Origin of the sequence: Komagataeibacter saccharivorans (assembly GCF_003207825.1) — a bacterium.
GTDB lineage: Bacteria > Pseudomonadota > Alphaproteobacteria > Acetobacterales > Acetobacteraceae > Komagataeibacter > Komagataeibacter saccharivorans.
This window is the reverse complement of record NZ_NKTY01000011.1, coordinates 48088-63205: the sequence shown is the minus strand read 5'-3', so window position 1 is coordinate 63205 and position 15118 is coordinate 48088. Positions and strand designations below refer to the sequence as shown.

Below are 15118 nucleotides of genomic sequence, written 5' to 3'. Positions count from 1 at the left end.
GGGCGGGTAACGCCTGTCTGACCACCCGGCAAAGGCTATGGACCTATTGCCACGCGCCGTTACGAAGCATGCAGTCGCGGAAATAGTTGCGATGGGAGACACGGCTGATGCCGATGGTGGTGCTGCTCATATACGTCCCCGTACCGGACAGTGCTTCGCATTTGGCTTCGATCCCGGCATAGGCCCCACTGTCCTTCGACTGGGCGATATGATGGCCTGATATGGTCCCGTATGGGGAACTGATATGCTGCTGGTTCTGCATGTGGTGCGAACCGACCAGCAGATTGATGCGATGCGTGTGCGCCTGTGCCACAGGTGGAGTACACAGGGCGGCAAGCAGCATGATGGCCCCTAAAAAAGCGGGCTTCGCGGGCATAGGGTCTTCTCCATGGGGGATACGGCACCCTTTATACGCTGCGCATGTGTCGCAACTGTGTCTGGATACAACATTTATGTATTATCCGGATTATATATTGTTCATGTTACATGATTGCCGTCCGGCAGCGGATCAATGGTGGATCAGGCCCATGCCCGCCTGCATCGCGGTATGCAGCACGTCGGACCAGATGCCCTGACCACCACCCCTGCCGCCGCCGTGCTGGCCATCGCCGGGTGGTGGCCCGTTATCTGCTTCGTCCATGGCCAGGTCATCATCGGGCTGGGACCGATGGGCCGCGCAGCCGCACAAAAGGAATAGGCAGCCCCCAACCATCAGCAGCCTGCGCATGTCGCCCGTCATCTAATCGGAATTGCCGATACGGATTTTTGAGACATCGACACTCTCATGATGGTCCACCGTGGCACTGCCCGGACCATCATGATCCGGCCCATGCCCGCGCGACGGACCCGGTGGCGGGCACCGGCTGACCATGCGTTCATGCTCCGGCGGGCCGCCCCTGTGCATATCCATTCCATCGGGCGGCCCGTACTCACCCGCCATGCCATTATCCATCATGCCCCGATTGAACAGGCCATTCCCGGCCATGCCGCCACCGGGCATCATACCCCCGCCCATCATGCCGGGACCACCACCCACGCCGAAGCCGGAAGTAACACTGCCATGTATCCCATGGTCCACATCGGCGACTGCGGCGTCATGGGGCAGGGGGACACGACGACACACCTCCCCACCGGGGCGGTTATGACAGGCGGCAAGCGCCATGGGCAGAACGAAACTGAACAGGGTCGCGGCACGGATATGCCCGCGGGGTACAAAAATCATCTGGTGGCCTGCGCATGAAAAATACTGGCGGCACTGTAATGGGGGGAGGGTTCGATAATCCTGTCACGAAATGTTATTTTTCATTCCAAAAGTGCAGGAGGCCGCCTTCAGCACTTTTTTGTACGGTGGCGGGCCATGAAAACCATCCGGTCGACCGCAACTTATGTTAGACTGCGACGTTCGATGCAGGGGCCATGCCACCACAATATCCAGATACATAACTCGTGACCGTTCCAACACCCCAATCGCGGATGCACAGGGAGATGGACATGACACCGTCAGATCATGAAGTGAACAATCAGGAACTGGAAACCCGGGCGATCAGCCTGTGGAAAAAACAGCACCCCGACCGCCCCTGGCGGCGCGTGGGCAGCATGCACCGTTACCACAAGACCGCGCACGCGCTGGAAGGCATCCCGGCCTTCCCCGAGGAGCAGGCGCAGTTCCGGTTCCTTGCAGCGCATGCACTGACCGTTTCCCACGGTCGGGAGTGCATGTAGCACTGGCAGCCTGCACCGGATCGGCGGACGCACCGATGCCCTGCGCGGGCAGCGGGTCCGCGCATACTCCATCCGGTAATGGGGGCAGGGGTCATTACCGCTTCACGCACAGAGTGTGGAGCTGATCGACGCGCATCGGAACAACCGGCCTTTTTTATACCCACGCCCCCTGCCAGATCCGGCAGGGGGCGTTTCTGTTCTGGCGTCACCGGATGGAACCGAACTATCCGCTTCTTTCCATCAGCCGGAGGAGCCGTGTCGGGATCGTTGCCGTATGGAAGGGATGCCGGACCCGAATATCCGTTTCACGTCCTGTAGTCGGTAATTACATTAAGACTGCTTGTGCATAACCGTATTCCCGATCCGGCAGGTTGTCTGCACTGCACTGCCAGCCCACCATAGCCACCTGATCAGAATGGAGGAGCTGACGTGATTGATCGTGACCTGCAGGACGCGATGCTTCGCCGCATGGCCGAAAACGGAGGAGCGGCCAATCTGGCCCCGCCCACTGGCACGGATGCGACGCAATGCGCCCGCAACCTGCTCGACCTTGAATTGCAGGGACTGTGCAAGGGCGGGGTCAGCATTTCAGGCAGCAGCTTCCAGATCACGGGCGACACCACCCTGACCGATGCGGGTCGCGCCTATCTGGAGCGCAAGGATGAAATGCACCTTACACTCAACGCGCCCGATGCGATCGACAGGCTGCGCCAGCGCGTCGCTACCGATACCGGACTGAGCGATACGGAACGTCACGACCTGACAGCCACGGTGGACACGCTGCATCCACTTGCCCTGCGGGCGCTGGGACGAGAACTGCTGGAACGTGCGCTGGAAAACAGCCCCGACGCCATACCGCTGCTGAAGAAACATGCGAACACCCCGACATCTTCGTCGGGACCATCCCGCCCTTCATGACACCAGCGGTCTCCGGCTGGTGTTCTCCCGATCATTTATTCATAAAATAATGAAATAAGCATATATATAATTTATACATATATCTTATTTCAACCAACCAATACATACCAGTAAAATACAGATATTTAAAGAATATCAGAAAACGGTAGAGCATTTTATTGCATATCAGATCGGCTTCCCGCGATCTGCGCTTTTGCGGCCCTGTCTGCGATAAACTGGATGCCCCGTATGGAATGGCATGTCGGCATGCCGGATTTACATTGCATGGGGCAGATTTCAGCAGTCGGGACGGAATATCAAGGAATGCGCCATTTTACGAATACCTGCCAGACGGGGGCAGGCCGGTTGACCAGCCCGATGGTCATGATGCGCATAGCCATTTTCGGATTACTGCTGTTCTGTACCGCAACCCTGTCGGGCCACGCCAGGGCGGCGGATACGCAACCGGCGCAGGGCATGACCCAAGAACAGGCCCGACAGGTGCTGGACGTCATCAATGACCCGGCAAAACGCGCGGAATTCCAGAATACCCTTGCTGCCATCGCCGCACAGTTGCCGACCACCGCCCCGGTCGCGGCACCCACACCGCACGCCACGGCCCCGGCAAAGGCGGATGAAGTATCAGTCCAGCCAGACAGCCTTGGCAGCGATCTGGTGCAGGACGTGACATCGCTGCGGTCCAGACTGTTGGTGCAGGCACAGCATTTTGTGGCCCTGTTTGGCGATCTGGTGTTCGTGGCGCACTGGACCCATACGATTTTTGCCGACCCGCAGTCACGTTCGATCCTGCTGGATGCCGTGGGGCGGGCCACGCTGATCCTGTTACTGGCGCTGGCGGCGGAACGTGGTTTTTCCATGCTGCTGCGCAGGCCGCTGCTGAAAGTGACGGAACGGGCGGTTGCGACCGAACGTCGCCTGAACCTGCCCGATGCGTCCACCCCGGCGCAGCCTGACGCGCCACCGCCTGCAACCGGCCCGACGCAGGCAAGCGACGAACAGCTTGCCCAGCAGGCCCAGCAGCACGACATGCAGGCACAGCACGCCACATTGCGCCTGCTGGCCCGCATTCCCTTTTCACTGCTGCACCTGCTGATCAAACTGCTGCCCGTCGGCCTGTTCTTCGCACTGGGGTCCAGTTTCGCCTATCTGCTGACCACCACCCATCAGGCGGAAATGGTCACGATCACCCTGACCAACGCTTATGTCGTCGCGCGCGTTGTCTATCTGTTGATGGAAACACTGTTCGTTCCCCATTCGCCCGCCATCCGGCTTTGCAGCGCAAGTAACCAGACCGCGTTCATGGTCACGCGCTGGCTGAACTTTCTGGTGGCCGCGCCATCGGTTGTGGTGTGCCTTTCCACGCTGGGCGGGGTGTTTGACATGCCCGCGCGCGGGACGGAGGCGATCATCCGCAGCGTGGTGCTGGTTGAACATGTGCTGGTGGCCCTGTTTACATGGCGTGTGCGCGCCCATGTCGCGCTAAGCCTGCAACCACCCGCACGCCTGCGCAAGCAGCCGTTCTGGATGTTTATGGGCCGGATGGTCTACCTGTGGTGGATTCCGGCAATGTTCTTCAACTTCGCGTTGTGGCTGATCTGGGCGACCCATATTCAGGGGGGGTATGCGTGGATCATCCGCACGGTCATCCTGACTACCGCCGTGGTGATCCTGTCGCGCGTGGTATCCGTCGTGCTGTATAACCTGCAGAACCGGCTGTTCCACATCTCGCCCGCGCTGGAAGCCCGCTATCCGGGGTTACAGGCGCGGGTTGACTACTATTACCCGGCATCGCGCAAGCTACTGTCTTTCCTGCTGTTTTTCACGACCACGATCCTGTTTTTCCAGGCGCTTGGCCTACCTGCCATCCATTTCTTTTTCTATGGACGGCTGGGACCGAAAATCATTGGCGCGATCCTGTCCATGATTGTCGCCTATACGGTCGCCATCCTGATATGGGAGGTCGCAAACGCCGCCCTTGAACGGCAGATCACACACTTTGAAAACTCGTCACAGGAAGGACGCGCCAGCCGCCTGCGCACGGTGCTGCCCATTATCAAGACCGTGCTGCTGGCCGTCATCATCATTATCGTGGCGGTCACGACGCTGTCCCAGATCGGCATCAATGTCGCACCGCTGCTGACCGGCGCGGGTATCATGGGCGCGGCGATCGCCTTTGGCGCGCAGAGTCTGGTCAAGGACTTCATCACCGGCTTCTTCATGCTGGTGGAAAATGCGATCCAGGTGGGCGACTGGGTTACTGCCGGGGGCATATCGGGCACGGTGGAACATCTGTCCATCCGCACGCTGCGGTTGCGTTCGATCAATGGGGACCTGCATATCATCCCGTTTTCGGAGGTATCGTCCATCGCCAATACCTCCCGCGATTATAATCTGGTCGTTGTCGATCTCATGATCGATCTGACGCAGGATACGAAGCAGCTTACCGATATATTTCACGAAGAGCTGGAAAAGATGCGCCAGACCCCGCGCTTTGGCCATCTTATCATGTCCGGGTTTTCATTTCTGGGCATAGAGCAGGCGGACGGCAATGGCGCGCGCTTCCTTGGCTCCGTCCGCACGGCACCGGGATCAAAATGGACCGTCTACCGGGAATATTATGCCCGTGTTGCGGTACGCATGAATGAAGAAGGCATCAGGTTCCCGGTACCCAGTTTCCTCAACCTGCTGGGGAACGGCCCCGGCGACGATGGATTGCACGTCAACATAACCCCCACGCGGCCAGACAGCGCAACACCACAGGCAAAGGCGTAGAAAGGGCGTTACCCACCTCCGTCTTTGCATTCTTGTGACACGCATGGCTGTTCGCTCATCCCATAACGGGCGAGCAGCCAGAAGGCGCGGTCCGTACCCGCTGGTTACCCAGCAGCCACCTTGCGGCAAGGCGCAGTTCGATGGTCAGTGCTTCGCTGACAGGGAAGGGTCGGCATCACACCAAAAGCTCCTTGATAACTTGCAGGCACACATGCCCGTTTCCGGCCAGCCCGTTCGGAAGGGCCAAAAGCAATCCACAATTGCGCTGAAGCGGCATCACAACCCAAAGCCATGGCAGACGCTGAATGGATTATCTTATGCCCTGAAGAGACGCAGCATTCCCGCAGCTTCAGGCAATTGCATCAAACAGCAGTTTGCCATTCAGCAGCAGAATGATGATCGCCACCGCCCATGCCAGCACGGTCATGCGGCGGGAGATCACGAATTCCCCCATCTTGCCCCGGTCGGTCACGAACATAAGCAGCGGAATAACCGCGAATGGCAGTTGCATGGACAGGACCACCTGACTGAGCAGAAGCAGTTCCCCCACGCCCCGGTTGCCATACAGCGCCGTAACGGCCACCACCGGAATGATCGCCAGCCCGCGCGTAAGCAGTCGCCGTGCCCAGTGCGGAATGGTCAGACGCAGGAAACCTTCCATAATGATCTGACCCGCCAGCGTGCCGGTCACGGTGGAATTGGTGCCTGCCGCCAGCAGGGCGACGGCAAACAGGGTAGACGCCACGCCAAGGCCCAGAAGGGGGGAAAGCAGGCGATACGCATCCTCGATTTCCGCTATGTCCTGATGACCCGATGTGTGAAAGGCGGCGGCGGCCACAATCAGGATTGCGGCATTGATGAACAGCGCCAGCATAAGGGCGATGGTGCTGTCCCATGTGGCCCAGCGGATCGCCTCCCTGCGGCCGGACGACGTACGTTCGAACGCGCGCGTCTGGACGATGGATGAATGAAGATAGAGGTTATGGGGCATGACCGTCGCCCCGATGATGCCGATTGCAATATAGAGCATCTGGCTGTTGGTCATGATTTCGGTGGAGGGAAGAAAACCCTTCAGTATGGCCGCCACCGGGGGCTGTGCCGCCACGACCTCCACCGCGAAGCATAGGGCAACAGTCGCAAGCAGGCCGATGACGAACGCTTCCAGATAACGGAAGCCCCGGTTCATGAGATATAACGCCAGAAAGGCATCCAGCGCGGAAATGATGGCCCCCGCCAGCAGCGGTATGTCAAACAGAAGGTGCAGGGCGACCGCCGTGCCGATCACTTCCGCCAGGTCGCAGGCAATAATGGCCAGTTCGCAGGCCAGCCACAGCACGATATTGACGGCAGGCGGGAAATGGTCCCGACATGCCTGTGCCAGATCGCGCCCCGTTGCAATGCCCAGACGGGCCGCAAGCGACTGCAGGATGATCGCCATGAAGTTCGACAGCAGAATGACGGTAAGCAGCGTATAGCCAAACTGCGCCCCACCCTGCAGATCCGTCGCCCAGTTACCGGGGTCCATATACCCCACGGAAACCATGTAACCCGGCCCCACAAAGGCAAGGAACCGCCGCAGCCATGATGCACCGGCACCGGGAACCTGCACGCTGGCGAATGCGCCGGGCAGGCTGTTGGTGTCGGCCTGCGCATCACTGGCGAAACGCCATGCGGATTTTGGGGTAGGGGACAGGGCGGGTTCAGGGCGTGACATAAGGTTACTCAATCCCATCCCCCACAAATATGCAATATGCTATATTGAATGGTGTAAGGAAATTTTATCAGCCTGTTGAAAGTCTGACGTGACAGGAAGCCCAAAGGAATATTATCGAAAGCAACAGACCACACTGTAATTTTTAATATTATGAATATTTATTGTGTATTTTATAATAATTCACTACATATGCACAGTTATGATATTGTATAGAAAAATACAACACTATTATTTATAGGTATAAATGCCTAGAAAGGCACATACACAACGGGCATGTGAAGTCATGCAGAAAAATTGGCTTCAGTGCTCCTTTCCAAAAGGGGCACACACAAAACCGGTCCGTTGGGCATCATCCATGCCTTGCAGGAATACCCCGGTTCAGTATGGGGATATGAAATACCTGCCCATCCCGGAAAACCGGCCGGACGCCGGGGGATGCTGCCGTTTCACGTTCGCCCCCCAGCGCCCATTTCATTCACGATATGACCGGCAAAGCCGATGGTGTCACAGCGTATCGAAAACGTAAAAGGATGATGCTTTTGTCACCGCATCATCGGGGACGCGATCGTGGCGCTGACCACACCGGCAATCACGCCGGTCGCCACGGCCGTAAGCAGGTACTGGTTACCGTAACGCATCCACTGATAACCCGGCGGCGGGGCGGAAAGACCGCGATAGGACTGCCAGTTATTGACAACCCAGCGACTGTTGCGCGGACCATCGTAACGGTCGCCCCGATGCCATACCCGGTTCATGTCAACATTGTCGTAACCGCCACGGGATGGGGGCGCATTACGCATGGGACGGCCATGTCCACCACCACCACGCGGTCCCTGTTGCGGCCCATGCTGCTGGCCCTGCGGTCCGCCGCCACCGGGACCACCGGGGCCGCCAGGTCCATTCGGCCCCTGCTGGGCGTAGGAAGGTGATGCCATGCCCAGCAGGCAGGCTGTCCCCATAGCGATGAGGGATGTGGTTTTCATGTATCGTTCCAGTCCGAATTCAATATGCAGCTTCATTGAGAAAGGCATCTACAATCCTGAAAAACAATGATCTTACCATGCCCGGAAATAACGGCTTTTTTATGCGTGGGTCCGCGCATTACGTAACGTCGCTTCCGGTGCAGGTTATTACGTAGCAATGGAAATCCGGTATCTTCCCCTGTCTGCTGGATTGCCGGACCATACGCCTGCATTGCGCGGGCGGCAGGCACGGTCCTTCTGCGCGGTAACGCACTGGCACACTTCCCGGTTGCAGGGGGTATTACGCCTTACAGCTCCGCCCACCGGCGGATCAGGTTGTGGTACGTGGCTGTCAGACCCAGTACGGCCGGATGGTCGTCGGGCAGGGACTGGCGCGTTTCGATAATCGAGCGATCAAACTGATACAGCAGCGTGCGTTGCGTATCGTCGCGCACCATGGACTGCGACCAGAAAAAGGATGCCCAGCGACTGCCCCGTGTAACCGTGCTCACGCTATGCAGGCTGCTTGCGGGATAAAGCACCATGTCCCCCGCCGGGCAGCGTATTTTCTGGGTGCCATACGTGTCCTGAATAATCAGTTCACCGCCGTCATATTCATCAAGTTCGCTCAGGAACAGGGTGGATGATACATCGGTGCGGAACCGGAACCCCGTGCCGGGCAGGGGACGGATGGCATTGTCCACATGGGTATTGAAACACATGCCCGCATCATAACGGTTGAACAGCGGCGGAAAGACACGCAGCGGCAGGGCAGCACTGTTGAACAGCGCGTTCCGTCCCAATGCCTGCAGGACCAGATCGGCCAGCTCGCGTCCCTCCGCACTGTCCTGCGGGATCTGGAGGTTGAATTTGGCCTTGGCGGACTGGTCGCCCGCCGTAACCCTGCCATCGACCCACTGCGATTTTTCCAGCAGGGCGCGACAGTAAGCCACTTCCGCCGCACTCAGCACCCCGGCAATATGGATCAGCATGATATGTTCCGCGTCTTTGGGTAAAACAGCATTATCGGTGCCTTCCACCACCACCGCCATGCTGCGGCAGGATCTTCAGCAGGACATCGTTGGATTTCTGTCCGGCGGCGGAAGCGATTTCATCCAGTGTTTCGTCAGTGGAGCGCACGGCATATCCCGTATGGGTCAACCGCGCGGCCAGTTCATCCGGCGTGGCATGCAGCAGGGGCGCCAGAGCGGTCAGCGGGGCATGCGTCAGGATGGGAAACAGACGCTGCGCCGGATTGCCGCCACGATGCCCGGTCGTGACCATGAAAGCCACAGCCGCCAGCACCGAAATCCCACAGGCCACCAGCATGGTCCGGCTGCGGAAATATCCAAGAAACTGCGGCCAGTTACGCCACATATGCAGCACGAACGGCACAAGCAGCACCATGCTCAGCCAGGCATGCATGGAATGGAACAGGCCGGGCTGCCAGTGAAAGAACAGGGCCGTGCCCGAAACGGCGGAAATGACAAAGAAACCCGTAACAAACGGGGTCGCGTATTTTTTTACGAAGCGGTTCATATGTAATGCTGTCCTGTTATCGCTTTATGCTGCTGGTCTGGAATGCGTGCCGTCACATAACCGCCTGCGCGCATCCTGTGCCACACGACGCAGGCGCGGGTCGTCAGACCCGGCCAGAAGGGTTTCGACCGCACGGAATACGTCCGCAAAACCCAGTTCAAGCGCCTTTTCCAGCCATGTCAGTGCTGCGGGCACGTCCCGCGCTGCAAGATGGACACGCCCCAGATTGAGACACCCCCAGCAGTCACCGGCCATGGCGGCGGCATGAAAAAATGTGGCGGCCGCATCCACCTGCGCATGGGGCATCACGCCGTCTTCCACCATGATGCCCAGCATGTTGAATGCCTTGGCCACCCCGTTACGCGCCGCCGCCACATACAGGGCGCAGGCCCGGTGCGGATCAGCGGCCACACCGTCGCCCGCCAGATACAGATCGGCAAGGTTGAACATGGCCCAGCCATCGCCGCACCGTGCCGCCTGTGCAAAATACATGGCGGCAGTGGCCGGGTTGCGCGATACGCTCCAGCCACGTTCAAACGCGCGGCCCAGCATGTTCAGGGCGCGCGGATCACCACTGCGGGCCGCGACCTCGAACATGCTGAAGGCATCCGCCATGTTGCCGTTGTTCAGATGGACCTGCCCCAGCATGAGCTGAACATCCACCAGCGCCACCGGCTCACACGGCGCATTGCCGGTCGTGTCGTGTGTTGTGCTGTTTTTATTTGCACGTTTCATGTCTTCGGTCATGGGGGCACGGTTGTTGTCAGGACAATGAAGGGCAGGGGACAATAAATCAAAACTTTATGGGTTTCAGAATGTTACGCCAATATTACCCATGAAGTAGCGACCGGGAGAAGGAACCGCACGCGACCCGGAGAAGGAGGAGGCGTAATTAAGCCGGTTGGTAATGTTATTGGCGTTGAACGATACGCGGTAATGACGGTAATCCCACGAAACCATGCCATTGAGGTTGAAAGTATAGGGCATGCGTGCCGTATTGGTCGTATCCGGCCCGGCCCAGTAGCCCGATGAATACTGTGCGCCACCACCAACCTTCAGGCTTCCCCAGTCGGGACGCAGCAGCAGGTGGGACAGGTCATACGAACTCCATACCGACATGTTGTTATGCGGCACCTGGGGGGCGACCTTGCCGTTGTCGCCGGTGTTGCTGTGCGTCACCCGGCCATCCATGTAGGAATAGGAAGCAAATACCTGCCAGTCGCGCGTGATCTTGCCATTGGCGCTCAGTTCCACGCCACGAATGCGGCGGCCACTGCCGGAATCCGCAAAGCCGGTTTCCAGATCGCCATTGACATCATAATACTGCGAATTGTTTTCGCTGATCTGGAAGAACGCAACCGTGGTGCCAAGACGTTTGTGGAAGAAGTCCGTCTTGTTGCCCACTTCAAACAGGTCGCTGCGCTGTGGTGACAGGTTGACACCCTTCTGCGCCACATCGCCCGCCTGCGGCTTGATTGTGACAAGGGAGGACACATCGGTGCCAACGGGTTTGTACGACCGCGCGAAGGTGAAGTAGAAGGACGTTGTCTTCAGCGGCGAATACATGATGCTGCCCGACGGGCTCCAGCGATCAGATTTCTGTTCCGCGCGCCCCTGGCTTGCGGTCGAGCGGCTGTAATACGAACTGCTGAATGAATCCCACCGTGCGGTACCGAACAGGGAAAGCTGCCGGGTCAACTGGATGCGATCGGCCAGGAACAGCCCCAGATCACGCGCATTGGCATTGCCGTAACCGCTGTCGGGAAAGGTGAGGGAGGTGGACGGATAGGAATATTGCGGGTTGCGGATGGTCTGGTTGTTGGTGCGGTTGGTAAAGCTGCCCGGCCAGCGTGAATCACTGGCGTAATTGATATCCACCCCGGCCTTCAGGTCATGATGGACAAAGCCGGTCTTGAACCGCGCACGTCCCATGATGACGTTCTGCACGCCCCAGCCCTGCTGCCGGTACGCGGCCCCACCACCCGCGCCGTAGGGCAGGGCGTAATTGCCACCACCCAGGATGGCCGCGGCGCACGCGCCCGAACATGCGGCGGGCGTGGTGGCGGTATAGTCGCGCTCGTACAGGCTCAGCCGCGTATCGTTGGTCAGCGTGAACCATCGCGTGATGTCGGATTTCAGCGCGGAGGTCAGCGTATGGATGTTGGAGCGGTCAAAATCGAAGCTGCGCGTATAGCTTGTATTGCGCGCCACACCGTATTCGGTAATGGGGCGGTAGATGCCGTTGACCTGAATCATGCTGACACCGTAATCAGGCTTGCTGTCGCTGTTCAGCCACTGCCATGTCAGATGCCACGAGGTCCGGCTACGCAGGCCCACGCCAAAATCCACCGCCGCACCGTAGCGGTTGGAGGACACGTTGTTGCGGTCAACCACGTCCTGCTTGTTGTACATGCCATTGACGCGAATGGCCATGTCATCATTGATCTGGTAATTGATATCTCCCGCACCCCGGTATAACGGGCCGCTGCCAAAGGTCTGGTCATAGCTGTAGCTGTTGCCCGCATGGGCGTGTTTCTGGCTCTGGTTGATGACGCCACCAACATTACCCGCGCCAAAATATTCGCCCGAAGGCCCCTTGATGACCTCGACACTATCCGTATTGAACGTATCGCGTGTATAGGTGCCGAAATCCCTTAATCCATCAGTATAGATGTCCTGTCGCGCCTGCAGGCCGCGAATGCGGAACTGGTCGCCATTCAGGCCGCCAGCCCCTTCACCGGTGGACAGGGTAATACCCGGCACATTCGCCAGCGCCTGATCCAGCGTAAAGGCGCGCTGCTGCTTTATCAGTTCCTGCGGCACGACGGTAATGGTCTGCGGCGTGTCACGCACGCTGTCCGGCATGCGCGATATATGCAGGATCTCGCTATTGGTATTGCCGGATTCATTGTCCGCATCCCCGGCTTCCACATGGCCGCCCACGCGCACGGCGGACAGTTTTATGCTGCTGTCGGGTGCTGCGGGCTGGGCGGCATCATCGGCATTCGCATCTTCCGCGCCCACACCAAGGCCAACGGACATGCCAAGGGCTACCGCCAGCCGCAACCCGCGGCCTGGCGGGGCTGATGGGGACAGTTCTGTCTCACTCATTCACCACTCTCCTGACGCGGCATGTGCTGTCGCGTCGTTTATTGCTAACAGGGGACGGCTGTTTGATATTCATTCTCAACTGCATTAGCAAATGATAATCATTCGCTATAACATGAGAAAAGGGCGAGTGTGGCATTACTGACACAGATAGACCGACCCAAGAAAAACTAGGTCAAAAATCAGAAATGATATGTAATGAAATGCCCGTTTTATATGTTTTTGTTATTATAAACAGCCGCAGGACCATGCGCTGGTCTACGCCTTCCGCAAAATGGGGAAGGGCTAAAGAACACATCCACAACCGATTATGGCATGGCGCGAAAAAGGGGTTCTCTGCTTACCGTTACGGCAGAATATTAAAAGCCATTCCCGACGCATGGAGCGTAGCCCCGCAACCGGACAGCCATCATCCCATCAAGCCGTTTGGCCCTGACCAGAATCGTTCCGGTATCCTGTCCGATGCAGAGGGGAAGCGGTGAGGGAGCAGAAAAAGTAAGAACAACGGCCCGAATGTCAGCCAGCGCACAGAAACTGGCGTGTTATCGACCGATCCATCGAAAATACCGGTGCCTGCATGGCGAAGATACAGGCCGCACCGGACGGAACATCCTGATTTCATTAGAAAACATTTTTTTTCGTCCGCGCCCGGCAATGATGGACAGGGGGCAGGGCACCGGACCGCATGATCCGGCTTTGTGGACTGCACGACGATCTCCGTCACAATTTGCAACGTTCATGTCGCTGCCCTGCGGGCGCGGGGATATTGCATTCTGCCCGGATCTCAAATCATAAAGGCCGGACAACCGGCAGGAGACGAAAGCTTTGTACCCTCGCAAAACGGGGAAACATGCGGCTGTATTCATTTCGGCATTGTTATATGGCGCGTCCCTTGCATCCGTCCCGGCCCACGCGGTTGACGCAAAAGCCACCACGAGCGCCAGCACCCCTTCCGCCGCACCGGCCGCAGCCAGCCGCGCCGATACCATCCTGATCGATGATCTCGAACGCCGGACCTTTCAATGGTTCTGGGATGCAGGTGATCCGAAAACGGGGCTGGTTCCCGACCGCTATCCTTCCGGCCAGACATTCAGCAGCGTCGCCTCCATCGGGTTTGGCCTGACCGCCTATGGCATAGGCGTGACCCGTGGCTACATCACCCGTGAACAGGCCATTGACCGCACGCTTGTCACCCTGCGCTATCTCATGCGCAGCCCGCAGAATGACAGCGAGGATGATGCAGCCGGATATAACGGCCTGTACTACCATTTCCTGAACCGGGAGACGGGTAAGCGCTTCAACCGCGACATCGAACTGTCCAGCATCGACACGGCGCTGCTGATGCAGGGCATCCTGTTTTCGCAATCCTTCTATGACCACGATACCCCGCGCGAGCACGAGATACGTGATCTGGCCGACCAGTTGTACAGGCGCGTCAACTGGCAGTGGATCACCCGCCCCGATAACCGGCTGAGCATGGGCTGGTCGCCCGAACACCAGTTCATACCCAGCTACTGGGAAGGGTACAGCGAAGGCATGATGGCCTATATCCTTGGCCTCGGCTCACCCAGTCACCCGCTGGCCCCGGCATCATGGCAGGCATGGCTTGCCACCAATGACCGGCGATGGGGCGATTATTATGGCCAGACATTCCTGAACTTCGCACCCCTGTTCGGCCACCAGTACAGCCACGCATGGATTGATTTCCGGGGCGTGCAGGACGCATGGGCGCGCGCAAAGCGGATTGATTATTTTGAAAACAGCCGCCGCGCGGTCTATGCGCAGCAGGCTTACGCCATCGCCAATCCGGGTAAGTGGCACGATTACGGGCCGACCATGTGGGGGCTGACCGCCTGTGACGGCCCCGGTGACACCACGCAGCCGATTGATGGCCAGAGCCGGCGTTTCCTGTCCTATTCCGCCCGTGGCGCGGGCCGTGACTACACGCAGGATGATGGCACCGTGGCCCCCACCGCCGCGGCAGGCTCCATCGCCTTCGCCCCCGAAATCGTGCTGCCGACGCTACAGAACATGAAAGCCCGCTACGGCGAGCGCATTTATGGCCGTTATGGTTTTGTGGACGCTTTCAATCCCAGTTTCCGCACCGGCCAGTCCTTCTGGTCGGATAACGAATATCTGGGGATAGATCAGGGGCCCATCCTGCTTATGATCGAGAACTGGCGCAGCGGACTGGTCTGGAACGTGATGAAGCGCAACCCCTATATCCGCACCGGCATGGAACGTGCGGGATTTGAAGGCGGCTGGCTGCCCGCCACCACAACCGCAGCCAACGTCCCGAACCGTCCATCATCCACACAGGTTGCGCAGGACCACGCCAGCCCGGACCGCACGGCGGCAAATCCGGCCGGGCATTCGTAGCCGC

Annotated in this window: 13 protein-coding genes; 4 read left to right on the top strand and 9 right to left on the bottom strand. The window is 58.7% G+C overall.

The window, feature by feature from the left end:
* Window positions 1-43: 43 nt before the first annotated feature.
* The 3 genes from CFR79_RS08365 to CFR79_RS08355 form a co-directional block, all read right to left on the bottom strand.
* The gene (locus CFR79_RS08365) at window positions 44-376 is read right to left on the bottom strand and encodes a hypothetical protein (protein WP_110547575.1); all 333 of its coding nucleotides are present in this window, start codon (window positions 374-376) and stop codon (window positions 44-46) included.
* Window positions 377-508: 132 nt separating this feature from the next.
* Window positions 509-739, bottom strand: coding sequence for a hypothetical protein (locus CFR79_RS08360; protein ID WP_254057904.1), 231 nt, complete (start codon window positions 737-739; stop codon window positions 509-511).
* On the bottom strand, window positions 740-1222 hold the full coding sequence (locus tag CFR79_RS08355; RefSeq protein WP_110547574.1) for a hypothetical protein: 483 nt from the start codon (window positions 1220-1222) through the stop codon (window positions 740-742).
* A gap of 269 nt (window positions 1223-1491) precedes the next feature.
* On the opposite strand from CFR79_RS08355, the gene CFR79_RS08350 reads away from it, so the two are divergent.
* From CFR79_RS08350 to CFR79_RS08340, 3 genes are all read left to right on the top strand, one after another.
* The gene (locus CFR79_RS08350) at window positions 1492-1722 is read left to right on the top strand and encodes a hypothetical protein (protein ID WP_243705270.1); all 231 of its coding nucleotides are present in this window, start codon (window positions 1492-1494) and stop codon (window positions 1720-1722) included.
* 429 nt (window positions 1723-2151) lie between these two features.
* Window positions 2152-2640, top strand: a complete 489-nt coding sequence (locus CFR79_RS08345; RefSeq protein WP_110547573.1) for a hypothetical protein — start codon at window positions 2152-2154, stop codon at window positions 2638-2640.
* Between the two features lie 366 nt (window positions 2641-3006).
* Entirely contained in the window at window positions 3007-5412 is a 2406-nt protein-coding gene (locus tag CFR79_RS08340; protein WP_408884566.1) for a mechanosensitive ion channel family protein, read from the top strand.
* 349 nt (window positions 5413-5761) lie between these two features.
* Here CFR79_RS08340 and CFR79_RS08335 read toward each other — a convergent pair whose 3' ends face one another.
* The 6 genes from CFR79_RS08335 to CFR79_RS08310 form a co-directional block, all read right to left on the bottom strand.
* Window positions 5762-7126, bottom strand: coding sequence for an Nramp family divalent metal transporter (locus CFR79_RS08335; protein WP_110547572.1), 1365 nt, complete (start codon window positions 7124-7126; stop codon window positions 5762-5764).
* Between the two features lie 542 nt (window positions 7127-7668).
* Complete coding sequence (locus tag CFR79_RS08330; RefSeq protein WP_258373476.1) at window positions 7669-8157, bottom strand: RcnB family protein; 489 nt, start codon at window positions 8155-8157, stop codon at window positions 7669-7671.
* Between the two features lie 239 nt (window positions 8158-8396).
* Entirely contained in the window at window positions 8397-9080 is a 684-nt protein-coding gene (locus tag CFR79_RS08325) for a Fe2+-dependent dioxygenase (protein WP_102324220.1), read from the bottom strand.
* Window positions 9081-9111: 31 nt separating this feature from the next.
* Window positions 9112-9627, bottom strand: a complete 516-nt coding sequence (locus CFR79_RS08320) for a hypothetical protein (RefSeq protein ID WP_110547571.1) — start codon at window positions 9625-9627, stop codon at window positions 9112-9114.
* Between the two features lie 24 nt (window positions 9628-9651).
* Window positions 9652-10362, bottom strand: a complete 711-nt coding sequence (locus CFR79_RS08315; protein WP_110547601.1) for a tetratricopeptide repeat protein — start codon at window positions 10360-10362, stop codon at window positions 9652-9654.
* Between the two features lie 75 nt (window positions 10363-10437).
* Window positions 10438-12738, bottom strand: a complete 2301-nt coding sequence (locus tag CFR79_RS08310; RefSeq protein ID WP_110547570.1) for a TonB-dependent receptor — start codon at window positions 12736-12738, stop codon at window positions 10438-10440.
* A gap of 822 nt (window positions 12739-13560) precedes the next feature.
* On the opposite strand from CFR79_RS08310, the gene CFR79_RS08305 reads away from it, so the two are divergent.
* Window positions 13561-15114 (top strand): glucoamylase family protein, encoded by a 1554-nt coding sequence (locus tag CFR79_RS08305; protein WP_181417403.1) that lies wholly within the window; start codon window positions 13561-13563, stop codon window positions 15112-15114.
* The last annotated feature ends 4 nt before the right edge of the window (window positions 15115-15118 follow it).

Bases quoted from the DNA above. Each gene is read 5' to 3' on its own strand.
- CFR79_RS08365 (WP_110547575.1), bottom strand. From the start codon at position 376: ATGCCCGCGAAGCCCGCTTTTTTAGGGGCCATCATGCTGCTTGCCGCC.
- CFR79_RS08360 (WP_254057904.1), bottom strand. From the start codon at position 739: ATGACGGGCGACATGCGCAGGCTGCTGATGGTTGGGGGCTGCCTATTC.
- CFR79_RS08355 (WP_110547574.1), bottom strand. From the start codon at position 1,222: ATGATTTTTGTACCCCGCGGGCATATCCGTGCCGCGACCCTGTTCAGT.
- CFR79_RS08350 (WP_243705270.1), top strand. From the start codon at position 1,492: ATGACACCGTCAGATCATGAAGTGAACAATCAGGAACTGGAAACCCGG.
- CFR79_RS08340 (WP_408884566.1), top strand. From the start codon at position 3,007: ATGCGCATAGCCATTTTCGGATTACTGCTGTTCTGTACCGCAACCCTG.
- CFR79_RS08335 (WP_110547572.1), bottom strand. From the start codon at position 7,126: ATGTCACGCCCTGAACCCGCCCTGTCCCCTACCCCAAAATCCGCATGG.
- CFR79_RS08330 (WP_258373476.1), bottom strand. From the start codon at position 8,157: ATGCCTTTCTCAATGAAGCTGCATATTGAATTCGGACTGGAACGATAC.
- CFR79_RS08325 (WP_102324220.1), bottom strand. From the start codon at position 9,080: ATGCTGATCCATATTGCCGGGGTGCTGAGTGCGGCGGAAGTGGCTTAC.
- CFR79_RS08320 (WP_110547571.1), bottom strand. From the start codon at position 9,627: ATGAACCGCTTCGTAAAAAAATACGCGACCCCGTTTGTTACGGGTTTC.
- CFR79_RS08315 (WP_110547601.1), bottom strand. From the start codon at position 10,362: ATGAAACGTGCAAATAAAAACAGCACAACACACGACACGACCGGCAAT.
- CFR79_RS08310 (WP_110547570.1), bottom strand. From the start codon at position 12,738: ATGAGTGAGACAGAACTGTCCCCATCAGCCCCGCCAGGCCGCGGGTTG.